The sequence below is a fragment of the Pseudomonas sp. GZD-209 genome, assembly GCF_049310485.1.
Taxonomy (GTDB): Bacteria; Pseudomonadota; Gammaproteobacteria; order Pseudomonadales; family Pseudomonadaceae; genus Aquipseudomonas; species Aquipseudomonas sichuanensis.
In genome coordinates this window covers 1-15,846 of sequence record NZ_JBMOWQ010000058.1, presented here as the reverse complement: position 1 = coordinate 15,846, position 15,846 = coordinate 1, and the positions used below count along the sequence as shown (strand labels likewise).

General features: G+C 63.8%; 14 protein-coding genes and 1 riboswitch. Of the genes, 5 read left to right on the top strand and 9 right to left on the bottom strand.

Annotation, left to right across the window (positions count from 1 at the left end; translation table 11 throughout):
* Positions 1-59: 59 nt before the first annotated feature.
* Positions 60-280: riboswitch (cobalamin riboswitch) on the bottom strand.
* Positions 281-431: 151 nt separating this feature from the next.
* Entirely contained in the window at positions 432-1,010 is a 579-nt protein-coding gene (locus ACO6VM_RS08920) for a hypothetical protein (RefSeq protein WP_422403148.1), read from the top strand.
* 9 nt (positions 1,011-1,019) lie between these two features.
* On the opposite strand, the gene ACO6VM_RS08915 is transcribed toward ACO6VM_RS08920, so the two are convergent.
* The 7 genes from ACO6VM_RS08915 to ACO6VM_RS08885 form a co-directional block, all read right to left on the bottom strand.
* Positions 1,020-3,596 (bottom strand): dermonecrotic toxin domain-containing protein, encoded by a 2,577-nt coding sequence (locus tag ACO6VM_RS08915; protein WP_422403147.1) that lies wholly within the window; start codon positions 3,594-3,596, stop codon positions 1,020-1,022.
* A gap of 139 nt (positions 3,597-3,735) precedes the next feature.
* Positions 3,736-6,282 carry a dermonecrotic toxin domain-containing protein gene (locus tag ACO6VM_RS08910; protein WP_422403146.1) on the bottom strand — a complete coding sequence of 849 codons (2,547 nt, stop codon included), beginning with the start codon at positions 6,280-6,282 and terminating at the stop codon, positions 3,736-3,738.
* Between the two features lie 320 nt (positions 6,283-6,602).
* On the bottom strand, positions 6,603-7,136 hold the full coding sequence (locus ACO6VM_RS08905; RefSeq protein ID WP_401059519.1) for a C40 family peptidase: 534 nt from the start codon (positions 7,134-7,136) through the stop codon (positions 6,603-6,605).
* Positions 7,137-7,282: 146 nt separating this feature from the next.
* Positions 7,283-7,915 (bottom strand): C40 family peptidase, encoded by a 633-nt coding sequence (locus ACO6VM_RS08900; RefSeq protein ID WP_390970346.1) that lies wholly within the window; start codon positions 7,913-7,915, stop codon positions 7,283-7,285.
* 127 nt (positions 7,916-8,042) lie between these two features.
* The gene (gene hda, locus ACO6VM_RS08895) at positions 8,043-8,747 is read right to left on the bottom strand and encodes a DnaA regulatory inactivator Hda (protein WP_110993035.1); all 705 of its coding nucleotides are present in this window, start codon (positions 8,745-8,747) and stop codon (positions 8,043-8,045) included.
* Positions 8,748-8,956: 209 nt separating this feature from the next.
* A complete protein-coding gene (locus ACO6VM_RS08890; protein ID WP_422403145.1) occupies positions 8,957-10,030 on the bottom strand; it encodes an AI-2E family transporter in 1,074 nt (357 codons plus the stop codon).
* Positions 10,031-10,042: 12 nt separating this feature from the next.
* The gene (locus ACO6VM_RS08885; protein WP_422403144.1) at positions 10,043-11,089 is read right to left on the bottom strand and encodes a DUF2066 domain-containing protein; all 1,047 of its coding nucleotides are present in this window, start codon (positions 11,087-11,089) and stop codon (positions 10,043-10,045) included.
* 341 nt (positions 11,090-11,430) lie between these two features.
* On the opposite strand from ACO6VM_RS08885, the gene purM reads away from it, so the two are divergent.
* From purM to ACO6VM_RS08865, 4 genes are all read left to right on the top strand, one after another.
* Positions 11,431-12,489, top strand: a complete 1,059-nt coding sequence (purM, locus tag ACO6VM_RS08880; RefSeq protein WP_390970352.1) for a phosphoribosylformylglycinamidine cyclo-ligase — start codon at positions 11,431-11,433, stop codon at positions 12,487-12,489.
* Complete coding sequence (purN, locus tag ACO6VM_RS08875) at positions 12,489-13,142, top strand: phosphoribosylglycinamide formyltransferase (protein ID WP_390970354.1); 654 nt, start codon at positions 12,489-12,491, stop codon at positions 13,140-13,142. The genes purM and purN overlap by 1 nt, the downstream gene beginning before the upstream one ends.
* 8 nt (positions 13,143-13,150) lie before the next feature.
* Complete coding sequence (locus ACO6VM_RS08870; protein WP_125462983.1) at positions 13,151-13,861, top strand: DUF3108 domain-containing protein; 711 nt, start codon at positions 13,151-13,153, stop codon at positions 13,859-13,861.
* Between the two features lie 268 nt (positions 13,862-14,129).
* Positions 14,130-14,312, top strand: coding sequence for a hypothetical protein (locus ACO6VM_RS08865; protein ID WP_125462982.1), 183 nt, complete (start codon positions 14,130-14,132; stop codon positions 14,310-14,312).
* Positions 14,313-14,358: 46 nt separating this feature from the next.
* On the opposite strand, the gene ACO6VM_RS08860 is transcribed toward ACO6VM_RS08865, so the two are convergent.
* Together ACO6VM_RS08860 and mazG are read right to left on the bottom strand one after the other, a co-directional pair.
* Positions 14,359-14,898: a DUF2058 domain-containing protein gene (locus tag ACO6VM_RS08860; RefSeq protein ID WP_422403143.1), complete on the bottom strand. Its 540-nt coding sequence runs from the start codon at positions 14,896-14,898 to the stop codon at positions 14,359-14,361.
* Between the two features lie 28 nt (positions 14,899-14,926).
* Complete coding sequence (gene mazG / locus ACO6VM_RS08855) at positions 14,927-15,760, bottom strand: nucleoside triphosphate pyrophosphohydrolase (protein ID WP_422403142.1); 834 nt, start codon at positions 15,758-15,760, stop codon at positions 14,927-14,929.
* Between the last annotated feature and the right edge of the window lie 86 nt (positions 15,761-15,846).

Genomic DNA, 15,846 nt, shown 5'->3' with positions numbered 1-15,846 from the left:
CGGAGAACACGCAGGGGCCGTGGCCTGGGCCACATCGCACTGCGCATCACCCTCCGTGATGCCGTTGGCAGTTCCAGGCCGGTCTCCGGGCTTGTGAGCGGGCACCTGGCCCTTGCCTGCGCGCCTTCCCGGGTGCTTGCACCCAGTGGCCCTGCGCGGTTTTGCACTCACTTACCGTTGCGGGGGCAGCGCCGGAATCGCGCCTGCTGGCGCCCACCGGCTTCCCAGTTTCACCCTGCCAAACCACGGTTCGCAGGGCACCTGAAACACGCCGCGAAGGTTAGAGGGTTGCACCGGGAGCGTCAATCGAACGTGGGCCGAACTGGCATGGATCAATGGCCAATCCGTCGGCTTGTGCCACACTGATGGCAATGATATCACTTAGCCATCAACTTCGCTGACCTCAATGACAATGACAAGGAGTGCCCAGCATGCAAGGCCTGATCATCAACAATACCCAGTTCGAATTCCTGCGCCCGGCGCTGGAGCGCTGGGTCGACTGCATTGATCGTTTCAACCAGCTGCAAGGGGACGCTGACGCGCCCTACTGGCATGGCAGCGCCGCCAACGTCGGCATGCTCGCGGCAGCGGCCTGGCAAGGCGAGCTGGTGGCACTGCAGCAGTACCAGAGCAAGAAGCAACGTGACGAGGGTGAACGCGAGGGGCGGTGCGACCTGTCGATCAGCAACGCCGAAGCCTCTGTGCACCTGCATGCCGGCCAGCGCTGGCCACGTATCGCCCGCCTCGACCTGGCCTCGGCGCTGCAGGAAACCGCCGCCCAGGCCAAGCACATCGGCTATGCCAGCCAGCTCAAGGCCGGCGCGCTGTTCGTCACCCCCTGGAAAGCCGGCCAGCACGCCAGCCCCGAAGAGCTGCAGGACCTGGTCGACGACCTGCAGAAGCACACCGCCTGCGCCATCGCCTGGTACTTCCCCTACGCCTACCGCAAGCTGCACAACGAACTGGGGCAGTACTTCCCCGGCGTGGCGCTGCTGCTCAAGCAAGCCTGAGTGGCCGACTCAGGCCGTACTCACGTTGGCAGGGGGGCTGTCAGCCGCAAAGAAGCGCTGCGCAAGCCCCGGCGTCTTGAAACGTGCCTCGTAGGCCTGGGCGTCGAACACCAATCCCGTGCGCAGATCGTAGAAGGTCCCCGACGCAGGTTTGGGGATCTGCTGCAGGGTCACATGGATAAAGCGGTAGTGTTCACCGTAAACCTGCTCCAGCTTGACGATCCGAAAGTAGCGCCCCGGCAGGAACAGTGTCTCGCTTTCATCCCAGTAAAGGGAAAACGCGCTGATCGGCGTGCCGTCCTGGTACCAACCGGCCGGCAACTCGAATACCACCGAACTGTCGTCGAACACCCCCAACAGGTTCCCAGGCGCGCTCACGGCCGATCGCGATGCGAACTCGGCAACCATGAAGGGGTTCTCGGTGAATGAGGTCAGGTCGGTATTGACCAGCACATCCCCGACCCTGATCTGGCCGTTTCGATAATTCCCGCCACCCGTGCCGCGCGAGGCATTGCCTCCGCGGTAGAGGCCGGCCCCGTTGTTTCTGGGCAAGCGCTCGAGGCTGTCGGCAAGCGCCTGGATGTAGTCGTCCTCGTCCCCGTAGCGATAGCTACCCGAACGGAACACATCATTCACCCTGGATTCGTCGCTGGTGTAGTACTCGATCAGGGAGTTGAAAAATTCGCGGCCCGAGCGATAGGAGTAACGCGTCTGGCCCTCGACCCGTACACAATCCAGACCTCGTTCGTCCAGATCAGGGGCTTGGCCGGGGGCCAGCCGTGGCACCTCGCTGGCATCAAGCAACGCTTTATGGCGACGCAACACCTGGGCGGCAACCATCTTGCTCCGCGTTTCGTCGATGGCCACGTGGCGGTCCCAGAACCCAGAGGTGACGTTGGGCATGCCTTCCACGGCAGGTGGCGCTCCGCCCGCCAGCTGCGGCGGCACCAGCAGTTCCCAATCCCCGGCGGCGTTCAGGCGCACCGGATACAGCGGGCCGAAAGCGAAGGGATTATGGGCCGGCACGATCTGCCAGACGTGCAGGTCGTGGTTGTAGCGCACGCGATAGGACAGGTCATCGAGTTCGATCCAGCAAGCGCCATCGGTTGCGACTCTGATGCCGCGCAAACGCCCGTCGCTTACCAACTCGCCACTGACGATTGCATTGGATTCAAGGTGCTCCACCGGCTGCGGGGCCGCCTGTGCCACCTGCCAGCGATCCAGATCGATATCCGTCTCGCTGACCGATGATTCATAGCTCAGCGAGGCATAACTCGACTGGAACCCCAGATCGACCATGTTCAATGCCGCGAATAGCGAGTCGAGCATGGCCTCGCGCAGCGCCGCCTTGCGGCTCTGCTCGTCCGCCGCATGCAGGGACGCATCGACGTCCAGCCCCAGCTTGGCGAGACTGGCGCCCAGCAACATCAGGGTCATGGGCCAGCCGAGGGGGGCGAAGCCGCCGAACACCTTGATGAACGCCGCGAGATAACCGCTCCACATCGCCTTGCGCAACTCGGCATTGCCCAAGATCGCCGACGCGTTGTCACTCATCTCGGTAGTGGCCTGGGTAGCCAGGTGAGTGAAGATATCGGGGCTGACGGTTCGCTTCATGAAGCCAAGCAGGTGCAGGGCTGCCTGGTCGGTCGCGCTGCTGGCGATACTCTGCAGGTGAGTCCTGACCGCATGGGCGCGTGACGGATCGCGCGCGTCGGTATGGGCCGCCAGCGCATGCCGAGCCAAGGTGTCGCGGTCCTGCAGCTGCGTACGCAACCAACCTGCCATGGCCAGTTCCGAAGCGAAGCTGATGAGCGCTTGCGAGGCCCATGGGCGGTAAAGCAGGGTGCGACCGCTGTCTACCGTAAAGCTGTAGAGGCAGCCGCGGTCGCCTTGATCGAGCACATAGCGGTTGACGGCAAAGGGCTGTGTGGTGCTGTCCCGCTCGAGCTTGGCCAGCGTCGGCAGCTCGCCATCGGCCAGATCGTCAGCAGCCATCGCACGCAACAATGCCCAGTCGCTGCGGCTGATGCGCCCTGCTCTCAACGCGCCGGCCCCCTGCCCCAGCACGTTCACCTTCGCCAGTGCGCGAAAGTGCCCGGAGTAGTTGGCCCAGAAGCCCGTGACTGCGTCGCGATAGGCCACCGCGAAGTCCAGTGCCCACAGATCCTGCTGGACCTTGCTGCCCAGCATCGCCACTTCGTTACGCTCATCGAAGTCGCTGGCGTGCGGCCCCTGGCGATAGAAGCCGCCATAAAGATCAAGCTCGTCCGGTGCCTCCTGGAACCGAGCATCGAAACGATTGATCAGCAACTCGACCAGGTGCATCGATTTGCGCGGCGGCCCGCTGTGCCGCCACCCCGTGAAGCTGCGGCTGCTGTTACTGGCCCCGTCAAACTGGTGCCACCAGACGAAACGCGGATCGATGGCCTTGCCCGTATGCTTGAGCAGCATGCGCTGCGCGTGCTGGCTCGCCAGTACATACGGGTCGGGATACTCGCGAATCACCTCGTCCACCAGGCGCACCAACGGCCGCCCCGCCTCTACGGCGTCGAGACTCTGCTCCACGCGCTCCTTGATACCGCTCATAACCCCACTCCTTGATGTCGTGATCGAACACGCATCCTGGCTGGGCCATGAACGTCGGGGGCGGTAGGTATGTACCTGCGCACGTGTGCCCGGCTTACCCACGACGCCGGGCACAAATGGCTAGACGCGCCGAAGCGCGTCAGTCAGGGAAGAACCGGCTCGCCAGCTCCGCATTCCCCAGCCGGGCAGCGTAGGCGGCCTTGTCGAATACCGCACCGGTGCGCAGTTCATAGACCTGGCCGCTGGCCGGCCTGGGCACCTCGCTGAGCCTGACGCTGACGAAGTGGTAGTCGCCACCGCGGATTTCCCTGAGCGCCTCGACGCGGAAATACGAGCCAGGCAGGAACAGGGTTTCCGCCTCGTTCGGATGGCTGGAGAAGGAACTGATGGGCGTGCCATGCTGATAGCTGCCGGCAGGCAGCTCGAACACCACCGAACTGTCGTCGAAGACGCCTTCCACCCCGCTGCCCGCCACCAGATCGTTGTCGGCGGCGAACAGGCGCACGATGTAGGGGTTTTCGGTGAAGGAAGTCAGGTCGGTGTTGACCAGCACATCGCCCACCTTGAACTGCCCGCTGCGAAAATGCGTACCACTGGTACTGCGTGTGCCATGGCCGCCACGATACAGCGGCACCTCGCTGTTGTAGGGTAGCTTTTCCAGGTCATCGGCGAGATTGTCGAGGTACTCGACCTCGTCGCCGTAATCGAACTCGCGCTCGCCTTCGCGCAGGAACCGATTGATCTTGGCACCGTCTTCTTCCGTGTACATGAAGATCCGGTGATTACGGTATTCGCCGTCATGGCGGTAGGTGTAAACGTGCTCGCCTTCAATGTCGATGAAGTCAAATCCATCTTCATCCACCAGCGGCTCATCCTCGTCATCCAGCACATCGATTGCCCGCCCCTGCAACAGAGCTCGCTGACGCGCTCGCGCGGCATTCGACAGGGTCTGGCTGCGGTCCAGGTGGGTGTGCATGTACTCATCCCAGAACGCCGAGGGCTCGCTGGCCAAGCCATCGGCCGGCGCCCCACCCAGCAGGCGTGGCGGCGCCAGCAACTGCCACTCGCCCGAAGCGTTCATCCGCACCGGGCGCAAGGGTCCGAAAGCGTAGGGGGTTTCCGGGGGTACTATCAGCCAGGACGACAGCTCCGGGCTGAAGCGCACCCGGTAGGGCAATCCTTCCAGCTCGATCCAGCAACTGCCGTCCGGGCCAAGCCGAATCCCCTGCAGGCGGTCGCTACCCATCGGCTTGCTGTCAAGCAGCTCGTTGGCCTCATCCCCCTCGAGGCTCAGCGTGGGGGCCTGCTCGACCTCCCATTCGACCAGCGATGCGTCCAGTTCATGGAACGGCGCCTGGTAGGCCAGGGACGCCAGGCTGCTGCCAAAGCCCACGTCCACCATGTTCAAGGCGCCGAAGATCGAATCGAGGATCGCCGTGCGCATCGCCGCCTTGCGCTCCTGGGCATTGCGGGCGTGCAGCGCACCGTCCACATCCAGGCCAACCTTCGCCAGGGTGGCGCCGAGCAGCACCAGCGACACCGGCCAGCCCAAGGGCAGGAAGCCGCCGAATACTTTCAGGAAAGCTCCTAGATATCCTCGCCACAGGGCCTTGCGCAGCTGGCTGTTATCCACCAGGCGGGCGGCGGTGTGCTGCATGTCCTGCCGGGCATGCTCCACCAGAGCATCAAAAAGGTGCTCGAGAGGGCTGCGTTGATGCTCGAGTAACGCCAACGCTGCCGCATCGCTCGGACTCTCGCCCAGCGCTTGCAGGGCCTGTTGCACCGCTTGCACAGCCTCGAGGTCCTGCGGGTCGGCAATCAACGCCTGCTGGAACGCTGCCCGGCCCTGGGCCGTGGCCAGGTGCTCGCGCAGCCATCCCGCCATGTCCTGCGGGTTGTCGAAGCCTCGCAGCGCCTGTTCGGCCCAGGGGCAGTACAACAGGACCCTGGTACCGGCCCCATGGATCGCATACAACGCCGCCCCACTGGCGACACCCAGCCCATAGCCGCTTGCACGCAGCTCGACACTCGACTGTTCACGCAGCTGTGCCAGCGAGGGTGCTCGCTCCCCGGCCGAAAGCCCCGGCACCACATGAGCGCGTAACAGCGCCGCGTCCACGCTGTCGATATGCCCGCCCTGCTCGGCACGGGCACACTGGCCCAGCAGGTTGACCTTGGCCAGGAGCCTGAAGTCATCTTGGTGCGCGGCCCAGAATGCCGATATCTGGCGCCGGTACAACTGGGCGAAATCCAAGGCCCAGAAGTCCTGCTGGACATTGCGGGCCAACAGCGGCACTTGGTTGCGCTCATCGTAGGTGTTCGCATGAGGCCCCTGGAGATAGAAGCCGCCATAGAGATCGAGCGAGTCGGTGGCTTCCTGGAAGCCGGGGTCGAAGCGCTCGACCATCAACTCGGTGAAGCGCAGTGACTTGGCCGGCGGACCGCTGTGCGCCCACCCCGTAAAGCTGCGATGGCTGGAGCTGGCATGGCTGAATTGATGCCACCAGACCTGCCGAGGGTCCCAGTCCTTGCCGGTATGCTTGCGCAGAATGACCGACGCCTGGGTCACGGCCAACTGGTAGGGATCGGGATAAGCGCTCAGGACCTCGTCGGCCAGCCGGGCCAGCTCGCGCCCGGTGCCCAGTACCTGCAGGTTGCGCTGCAAGATGCTTTCGATGCCGCTCATGACATGCTCCTTTCGATGAAGAAGCACGCATCCTTTACCAGCCACCACGACCATTCGCGGTATATAAAGCGGCCCTCGCCAAGCCAGTGCGTAGAACCGCCCTGCGCCCGTCTCGCCCGGAATTCACGTGGGTAATGAAACGCGCAGGCGCCGACGCGTTATCGCCGCCTTTCTAACAGGGCACGTTGGTTGGACAGCAGGACTCGTGGAAGCGCAAACCGCGCGGTGGCGTATTGGTTGCGGACGATATGGGCAACCTCGCCTGGCGCATCAGCAAGGCGCCCTGAGGGGCGCACGGCCAGGTGGGTGGCCCACCGGGTTCAGGGATTCTGCGCCAGGTGCCCAGGTGGCAACACTCGCTTGGCCTGCAGGTAGGCCTTGGCCCAGTAGTTGCTGGAGAGATAGTCCAGGCGCACCGTGCCGCCGGTGGACGGCGCATGGACGAAACGCCCTTCGCCGACATAGATACCGGCATGGCTGACCTGTGCTCCGCCATTGGTGGCAAAGAACACAAGGTCGCCGGACTGCAAGGCATTGATGTCCACACTGGGCGCGCGCATGACGATCATGTCGCGAGTGGTGCGTGGCAGGCTGATGCCCGCAGCATCACGGTACACGTAGCCGATCAGGCCGCTGCAATCGAACCCCGAATCAGGGGTGTTACCCCCCCAACGATACGGCGTGCCGACCAGGCCGATCGCGCGGAACAGCACATCCTCCGCCGCAGGCGATGCCGCCGGCTGCTGGCTGAAGACCATGGGCTGTTTGACCGGCGCCGGGGCAGGTGCACGGCTGGAGCAGGCAGCAAGCAATGCCGCCAGGGAGAGAAATGCGAAGCGCGCCAACATCGCCATGATGCGAACGTCCTGTCAGACAAGCCTCGGCCAAGGCCGAAGATGAAAATAGGTGAGAAATTAGATTAGACGCTTTCTGTAAATGCGCACGGCGGCGAGCTTTTCAGCTACGCCGCCGCGGCAGGGTACAGCATTTTGATATCAAATCAATTGCGCGAAATGGTGGTCGGTGCCATGGCCAGCGCGCGCTTGGCTTCGATGAAGGTCTTGCTCCAGTAGCGATCGCCAAGGCTGTCGATGCGCACACCACCGCTGCGGCGGCTGCTGGAGTGGATGAACTGGTTGTCGCCCAGGTAGATGCCGGCGTGGCTTACGCGGCCGCGACCGTTGGTGCTGAAGAACAGCAGGTCGCCTGGCTTGAGCTTGTTGCGCGCGACTTTGGGGGCATCGACGTTGATCATCTCGCGGGTCGAGCGCGGCAGGTTCATGCCGGCTTCTTCGCGGAACAGATAACCAATGAAGCCGCTGCAGTCGAAGCCTTGTTCGGTGGTGCCGCCAAAGCGGTAACGGGTACCGATCAGCGCCATGCCACGCTCGAGGATGCTGTCGGCCAGCACCGGGAGCTGATAGGGCTTGCTGTTGCTGGAGAAGGCATTCAGGTCATCTTCGCTGGCCAGCTCTTCCTCGGTGAATACGGAAGAAGCGGAAGCCTTGACCTTGAGCGATTGCTCGGCGGCCAGGCGATGATCCTGGGATTGAGTGGCCGGGCCATGAACGGCGCAACCAAACAGAAAGGTGGCAAGTGCAAGTGGCACGAGGGGTGCGAAGCGCTTCAGCATGGGCACGACCGTGTCTGTAGTCCTTTAGAAGGGGGAAACTATGCCTTCTATCAGAACCATTTGCAAATTTTATCGAAAAACATGTGACTTTTCTGTTTTGCCGCTCTGGCCCGGTGTTTTCAGGGGGTCACCAACCCAGGGTTTCCTTGAGGAACGGGATGGTCAGCTTGCGTTGCGCCTGCAGCGAAGCTTGGTCAAGGCGTTCGAGCAGGTCGAACAGCGCACTCATGCTGCGTGTGCCACGGGTGAGGATGAAGTGGCCGACTTCGTCGGTCAGGTGCAGGCCGCGCCGCGAGGCACGCAGTTGCAGGGCGCGCAGCTTGTCCTCGTCGGACATGCCGCGCATCTGGAAAATCAGCGCCAGGGTCAGCCGCGACTTGAGGTCCGCCAGCTTGATCGGCAGTTCGCGGGGCGAGCTGGAAGCGGCCAGCAGCAGCCGTCGGCCACTGTCGCGCAGGCGGTTGAACAGGTGGAACATGGCCTCTTCCCAGTCCGCCTTGCCGGCGATCACGTGCAGGTCGTCGATGCACACCAGCTCGTATTGCTCGAGGTGGTCAAGCAACTCGACGCCACGCTCCAGCAGTTGCGCCAGCGGCAGGTAGACGGCGGGCTCGCCCCGCTGCTGGAAACGCTGGGTAGCGGCTTGCAGCAGGTGGGTACGGCCAACGCCCTGTTTGCCCCACAGGTAGATGAGGCTCTCGGTCCAGCCGGCGTCGGCTTCGCATAGCCGCTCGACGTAGCCCAATGCCGCGGCATTGGCGCCCGGATAGTAGTTGATGAAGGTGGCGTCATCGCGGAGACGCACACCCAGGGGCAACTGGATCGGTTTCATGCTCGCGGGCGGTCGCGGGGACCACAGGGGGCCTTTGGTGAAGAGTGTGCAAAGTCTATACCCGCAACGCGGGCGGCACAATCCGGCAGGGGAAGAGCACAAGTAAAATCAAGCAGTTGCGATGGATTCAAGCGCATCGCGGGGCAAGCCCGCTCCCACGAAGCCGACATTGGCGTGGGAGCGGCGGTGCGCCGATGCGCCGCGATCGGTCACAGGTCCGGGTCGATCGCCTCGCCATACATGTCCGACTCCTTGTAGAGGTCATGCACATGCCGCAACAGCACCATGATCACCGCTGCCACCGGCAGCGCCAGCAGCACACCGGTGAAGCCGAACAGCTCGCCACCGGCGAGGATGGCGAAGATCACCGCCACCGGATGCAGGCCGATGCGGTCGCCCACCAGCAAGGGCGTCAGCACCATGCCTTCCAGCGCCTGGCCGACCATGAACACCGCGACAATCCCCAGCATCGGATACAAATCGCCGCTGAACTGGAACAACCCGGCCACCAGGGCCGCGCCGATGCCGATGATGAAGCCCATATACGGGACGATTGCCGCCAACCCCGCCAGCATGCCGATCAGCAGGCCCAATTCCAGGCCCACCAGCATCAGCCCGCTGGAATAGATGACGCCCAGGGCGAGCATCACCAGCAACTGGCCACGCACGAACGCCCCCAGCACTTCATGGCACTCACCGGCCAACCCCACCACCTGCTCTTCGCGCTGACGCGGCAACAGGCTGCGCAGCTTGGCCATCATCAGGTCCCAGTCGCGCAACAGGTAGAACCCCACCACCGGGATCAGTACCAGGTTCGCCAGCCAGCCGATCAGGGCCAGGCTCGACGCGGTGGCCTGGGACAGCAGTACACCGACAATATCGGTGGTCTGGCCCATGTGCGCGCCGATGGCGGACTTGATCTTGTCGAACTTCCAGAAACCATCGGCCAGGCCCAGGCGGCTTTGCACCCAAGGCAAGGCCACATGCTGCAGCCAGTCGAGCATCTGCGGCGCCAGCTCGTACAAGCGCACCAGTTGCTTGGCCAACATGGGGATCAGCACCAGCAGCAGGGCCATGAACACCAGGGTGAACAAGCTGAAGACCACCACCACGCCCCAAGTCCGCGACAGCCCGGCCCGTTCGAGGCGGTCGACCAGCGGGTCGGCCAGGTAGGCCAGCAGAATCCCCACCAGGAAGGGGGAAAGAATGTTGTGCAGCAGGTACAGCAGCACGGCGATCAGCAAGGCGGCGCCCAGCCCGATCCAACGACGCATATCAATCATGTCCAAGCCCCCTTACCAGCGAAAACGCAAGCCATCGAACGGCTTGGCTGCAGTGGTAGGGGGTGTCGTGCCAGGCTCGCCCTGGGCCGCAGGTGCCGGCGCGGCCTCGGCAGGCAACTCCTGCAACTTGGCCAGGCCCAGTTGCGCCCGCAACTGCTCACGGTTGCCGGTAACGCCGTAGGTCAGGGTGGCGCCTTCGGCCATCTGCAAACGGGCGCCGTAAGGTTCGAGCACGCGGCTCAGTTCGGCATAGCGCTGCAGGTTCATGCCCTGCACTTGTACCAGCAGGTCACTGCTGGCACCGGGGCGGGTCACATAGCGCGGCGCCAGGCGGTTGCTCACGGCCAGCAGCACGGCATCGGCCAGGGCGGCCTGGTCGGCACCTTCGGCGTTGCCCTGCTCGCGCTGGTCGCCCAGCCACAGTTGCCACTTGCCTTGCCACTTGCCGTCGGCCTCATGGGCATGCACTGCCAGCAAGGCATTGGCGCCGTAACGCTCTGACGCCTCGCGCAGCGGCGCCGGGTCATTGCCCTCGAGCTGCTTGGCGTTGGCCACCAGTTGTTCCTGCAGGTCGGCCAGCGGCAGGCGCAGCGGCAGGCCACGGTGCTGGGCGGCACGGCGCAGCGGTTCGGCGGCAGCCTGGCCATCGCCGACCAGGTTGCTGCCCTCGACACTGTCGTAGAGCCACCAGCCGATGATCGACGGACGGTTGTTGCCCCACAGCGCCAGGCCAGCCTGGCGCAGCGCGCGCTCAGTGCTGCCGGGGTCGAACTCGACCAGCAGCGCCTCGGGCGGCCCGGCCTCGGTGCCGACCTGGTTGATGATTTGCTGGGGATCCTTGCGCAGGGCAGCCAAGGCCGGGCTCTGCGCCGCCTTGGGGTCGCCGGTCAGGCGCAGCACCAAGGTGTCCAGGGCCTTGCTGGTAGCCTGGGCGCGGGCATCGGCGCCCTGCCCTTCGACAGGTTCGCGAACCTGATACAGCCCGGTGACGGTTTCGGCTTGCGCCGCAGCGCCGACCAGCACCAGGCACCCGGCCGCGATGTAATTGAAAAGACGCATTGAGGATTCCTGTCCAGATGACCACGAGCGACGAGCCCGGACCTGCCGGCTGTGACCGCGCAACGCAGAGAAATGCTCCGCTGCCGCGGCCCTTTGTGCCCGTCACGATGCCTATACCTTATACAGGCACCGCCGCGGCAACCAGTCGCGCACCGTGAAAGCGCTTTTTTGCCCAGATTTCCGGCCTGCCCGTCGGCCTGAGGATGGCCGCTTCGGGGCAACCCTGATAAAATCGCGCGCCTTCGCAGACCAGTGACGTACAGGCAGCCGCCGCTTTTGAAGCCGGCCTTGGCCGTCCCGGTCGTTTTCCAAGAATCCCTCCCTCTTAAAGGCCTGGATCAATGAGCAAGCAACCCTCCCTGAGCTACAAGGACGCCGGTGTGGACATCGACGCCGGCGAAGCACTGGTCGAACGCATCAAGGGCGTCGCCAAGCGCACCGCACGCCCTGAAGTCATGGGTGGCCTGGGCGGCTTCGGCGCCCTCTGCGAGATCCCGGCCGGCTACAAACAGCCGGTGCTGGTCTCCGGCACCGACGGTGTCGGCACCAAGCTGCGCCTGGCACTGAACCTGAACAAGCACGACAGCATCGGCCAGGACCTGGTCGCCATGTGCGTCAACGACCTGGTGGTGTGCGGCGCCGAGCCGCTGTTCTTCCTCGACTACTACGCCACTGGCAAGCTCAATGTCGACGTGGCCGCCACCGTGGTTACCGGCATCGGCGCCGGTTGCGAACTGGCCGGCTGCTCGCTGGTCGGTGGTGAAACCGCCGAAATGCCAGGCATGTACGAAGGCGAAGACTACGACCTGGCCGGCTTCTGCGTCGGCGTGGTGGAAAAAGCCGAGATCATCGACGGCTCGAAAGTCGCCACCGGCGACGCCCTGATCGCCCTGCCGTCCTCCGGCCCGCACTCCAACGGCTACTCGCTGATCCGCAAGATCCTCGAAGTGTCCGGCACCGACATCGAAAACACCCAGCTCGACGGCAAACCGCTGACCGACCTGCTGATGGCGCCGACCCGCATCTACGTCAAGCCGCTGCTGCAGCTGATCAAGAACACCGGCGCAGTCAAGGCCATGGCCCACATCACCGGTGGCGGCCTGCTGGACAACATCCCGCGCGTACTGCCGAAAAACGCCCAGGCCGTGGTCGATGTGGCCAGCTGGCAGCGCCCGGCGGTGTTCGACTTCCTGCAGGCAAAAGGCAACGTCGACGAGCACGAGATGCACCGCGTACTGAACTGCGGCGTCGGCATGGTCATCTGTGTCGCCCAGGATCAGGTCGAAGCCGCCCTGAACGAACTGCGCGCCGCCGGTGAGCAGCCTTGGGTGATCGGCCACATCGCCGAAGCCGCCGAAGGCGCCGCTCAGGTCGAGCTGCAGAACCTCAAGGCACACTGATGCCGAGCAAGACCTGCAACGTCGTGGTATTGCTGTCGGGCTCCGGCAGCAACCTGCAAGCGCTGATCGACAACACCAGCGCCAGTGACAGCCCGGTACGCATCCGCGCGGTGATTTCCAACCGCGCCGATGCCTACGGCCTGGAACGTGCCAAGGCAGCCGGTATCGACACCGCGCTGCTCGAGCACCAGGGTTTCGACGGCCGCGAAGCCTTCGATGCGGCGCTGATGGCGCTGATCGACGGCTTCGAGCCCGACCTGGTGGTACTGGCCGGCTTCATGCGCATTCTCAGTGGCGGCTTTGTACGCCACTACCAGGGCCGCCTGCTCAACATACATCCGTCACTGTTGCCCAAGTATAAAGGCCTGCACACCCACCGGCGCGCGCTGGAGGCTGGCGATGCCGAGCACGGCTGCAGCGTGCACTTCGTCACCGAGGAACTCGACGGCGGGCCTTTGGTCGTACAGGCTGTGGTTCCGGTTGCAACGGACGACACCGAGCAGTCGCTCGCCCAGCGCGTGCACCTGCAGGAACACCAGATCTACCCGCTGGCGGTGCGCTGGTTCGGCGAAGGGCGCTTGCGTCTGAGCGAACAGGGTGCATTACTGGATGGCCAGCCGCTGGCGGCCAGCGGTCACTTGATTCGATCCTAGGAGAATTTATGCGTCGCGCCCTGCTCTTGGCTCTCGCCGTGCTCGCCCTGCCCCTCCAGGCAGCTGATCTGAAGCCTTTCGCGGCCAGCTACACGGCTGACTGGAAGCAGCTGCCCATGAGCGGTACTGCCGAGCGCAGCCTGGTGAAGAACGCCAACGGTACCTGGGACCTTAATTTCAAGGCCTCCATGATGATCGCCAGCCTCACCGAGCAAAGCACCCTCAAGCTCGACAACGACACCCTGCTGCCGCAGAAGTACCACTTCGAACGCGGCGGCCTGGGCAAGGCGAAGAAAGTCGACCTCAGCTTCGACTGGAACGGCAAGAAGGTCACCGGCAGCGACCGTGGCGACGCGATCAACCTGCCGCTCAACCGCGGCGTGCTGGACAAGTCGTCCTACCAGCTGGCGCTGCAGCATGACGTGGCCGCCGGCAAGAAGAGCATGACCTACCAGGTGGTCGACGGTGACGAGATCGACACCTACGACTTCCGCGTGCTGGGCACCGAGAAGGTGGCGACCAAGGCCGGCCAGGTCGATGCGATCAAGGTCGAGCGCGTACGCGACCCAAGCCAGAGCAAGCGCATCACCGAGCTGTGGTTCGCCAAGAACTGGGACTACCTGCTGGTGCAACTGCGCCAGGTCGAGACCGACGGCAAGGAGTACGTGATCGTGCTGCAGGACGGCACGGTCGATGGCAAGGCGGTCAAGGGCAACTGATCGCTGCCCCAGTAACACCGGAAGCCCCGCCATGTGCGGGGCTTCTTTTTGCCTGGGCGTTTCATGTGACTTCATCGCGGGGCAAGCCCGCTCCCACGCGCCATGTGGTTCCCGTGGGAGCGGCGGTGCGCCGATGCGACTTGCCCCGCGATGAGGTCATTGGATGAAACTTGTTTCATCGCCGTTTAATTTACTTAGCCTGCTAACAAACTCTATAAAGAAGGCCTGCGACACAGTGCCGCAGCCCATCAAGCAGTGGAGTTTGACGATGACAGTTCAAGTAACCGAACGCGACGAATCGAAAATGTCCCACGAAGGCCTGGCCGCTGGCGTGCGGATCTGGGACGTGCACCAACAGGGCCAACTGGTCGGCATGTTCCACGAAGAACACCTGGCCCAGCAGTACCGCAGCGAACTGGAAATCCTGGAAAACCAGCGCACTAGCCAGTGACACCGCCTTCAAACAAAAAACCCCGCCTAGGCGGGGTTTTTCATGCTTACCACATCAGATCGTCAGGGATCTTGTAAGCGGCGTACGGATCGTCCTCGTCCGCCTCTTCGACATGGGTGTTGAGCAGCAGGATACGCTGCGGGTCGCGCTCCTGGATCTTCACTGCCGCTTCACGCGGGATGACTTCGTAGCCACCGGCATGGCCGACGATCGCCAGCGCACCGTTGCTCAACTTGCTGCGCATCAGGGCGTTGACGGCGATGCGCTTGACCTTCTTGTCATCGACGAAGTTGAAATAGTCCTCGGTGGTGAGCTTGGGCAGGCGGGTGGCCTCGATCAGCTGCTTGATCTGCGCAGCGCGGGCTTTCTGCTCGGCCTTTTCCTGGACCTGGCGGTTCAGCTCCTGGTCTTTCCTGGCCTTTTCGGCCAGGGCTTCCTTGGCCACGCGTTGCTGGCTGTCGTCCACCTCGACCTGGCCTTTGTGCTCCAGGCGCTTCTGTTTTTTCTCAGCCTTGTTGGTCTGGGAAACCTGTTTCTGGTTGACCAGGCCGGCTTTGAGCAACTGGTCGCGAAGGGAAAGGCTCATGGGTGTCTTTACTCACTTATGCATCGGCTCAGCTGCAGCTGGGCAGGTTCTTTTCCTGACGCTTGGCCTCGCCCCACAGGGCGTCCAGTTCGTCGAGGGTACGATCTTGGATGTTCAGGCCCTGCTCGCGCAATGCCTGTTCGATAAAACGGAAACGCCGTTCGAATTTGCGGTTGGCGCGGCGCAGGGCGTTTTCCGGGTCGTGCTTGAGGTGCCGGGCCAGGTTGACGGTGGCGAACAGCAGGTCGCCCAGCTCGTCCTCCAGCGCATCGCTGTCACCATCGGCCATCGCCTGGAGCACTTCGTCGAGCTCTTCGCGCACCTTGTCCAGCACCGGCAGCGCGTCGGGCCAGTCGAAGCCGACCGTGGCCGCGCGCTTCTGCAGCTTGGCGGCGCGGGACAGTGCCGGCAGTGCGGCCGGCACATCGTCGAGCAGCGACAATTGCTCCGGCTCGCTGTTTTCGGCACGCTCTTCGGCCTTGATCTCTTCCCAGCGCGACTTGACCTGGGCCTCGCTCAACGAGGGCGTATCGACGGGCGCATAGAGCGCGCCGGTGGGAAACACATGGGGGTGGCGACGAACCAGCTTGCGGGTAATCGAGTCGACCACGCCGGCGAACTCGAAACGCCCTTCTTCCCGCGCCAGCTGGCTGTAGTAGACCACCTGGAACAGCAGGTCGCCCAGCTCACCCTGCAGGTGGGCGAAATCACCCCGCTCGATGGTGTCGGCGACTTCGTAGGCTTCTTCGATGGTGTGCTGGACGATACTGGCGTAGTCCTGCTTGAGGTCCCACGGGCAGCCATATTGCGGGTCGCGCAGGCGGGCCATGAGGTGCAGCAGGTCGTCGAGGGTGTAGGTCATTGCAAGTGTTGTCCTTACCGGCCTAATCGCGGGGGGAAGACCGTCCCCCCCCCAAAAAGGGGGGGGGGGATGTCCCACAGCGGGGG

Bases quoted from the DNA above. Each gene is read 5' to 3' on its own strand.
- ACO6VM_RS08870 (WP_125462983.1), top strand. From the start codon at position 13,151: ATGCGTCGCGCCCTGCTCTTGGCTCTCGCCGTGCTCGCCCTGCCCCTC.
- ACO6VM_RS08865 (WP_125462982.1), top strand. From the start codon at position 14,130: ATGACAGTTCAAGTAACCGAACGCGACGAATCGAAAATGTCCCACGAA.
- ACO6VM_RS08890 (WP_422403145.1), bottom strand. From the start codon at position 10,030: ATGATTGATATGCGTCGTTGGATCGGGCTGGGCGCCGCCTTGCTGATC.
- purN (WP_390970354.1), top strand. From the start codon at position 12,489: ATGCCGAGCAAGACCTGCAACGTCGTGGTATTGCTGTCGGGCTCCGGC.
- purM (WP_390970352.1), top strand. From the start codon at position 11,431: ATGAGCAAGCAACCCTCCCTGAGCTACAAGGACGCCGGTGTGGACATC.
- ACO6VM_RS08860 (WP_422403143.1), bottom strand. From the start codon at position 14,898: ATGAGCCTTTCCCTTCGCGACCAGTTGCTCAAAGCCGGCCTGGTCAAC.
- ACO6VM_RS08915 (WP_422403147.1), bottom strand. From the start codon at position 3,596: ATGAGCGGTATCAAGGAGCGCGTGGAGCAGAGTCTCGACGCCGTAGAG.
- mazG (WP_422403142.1), bottom strand. From the start codon at position 15,760: ATGACCTACACCCTCGACGACCTGCTGCACCTCATGGCCCGCCTGCGC.
- ACO6VM_RS08920 (WP_422403148.1), top strand. From the start codon at position 432: ATGCAAGGCCTGATCATCAACAATACCCAGTTCGAATTCCTGCGCCCG.
- hda (WP_110993035.1), bottom strand. From the start codon at position 8,747: ATGAAACCGATCCAGTTGCCCCTGGGTGTGCGTCTCCGCGATGACGCC.
- ACO6VM_RS08910 (WP_422403146.1), bottom strand. From the start codon at position 6,282: ATGAGCGGCATCGAAAGCATCTTGCAGCGCAACCTGCAGGTACTGGGC.
- ACO6VM_RS08900 (WP_390970346.1), bottom strand. From the start codon at position 7,915: ATGCTGAAGCGCTTCGCACCCCTCGTGCCACTTGCACTTGCCACCTTT.
- ACO6VM_RS08905 (WP_401059519.1), bottom strand. From the start codon at position 7,136: ATGGCGATGTTGGCGCGCTTCGCATTTCTCTCCCTGGCGGCATTGCTT.
- ACO6VM_RS08885 (WP_422403144.1), bottom strand. From the start codon at position 11,089: ATGCGTCTTTTCAATTACATCGCGGCCGGGTGCCTGGTGCTGGTCGGC.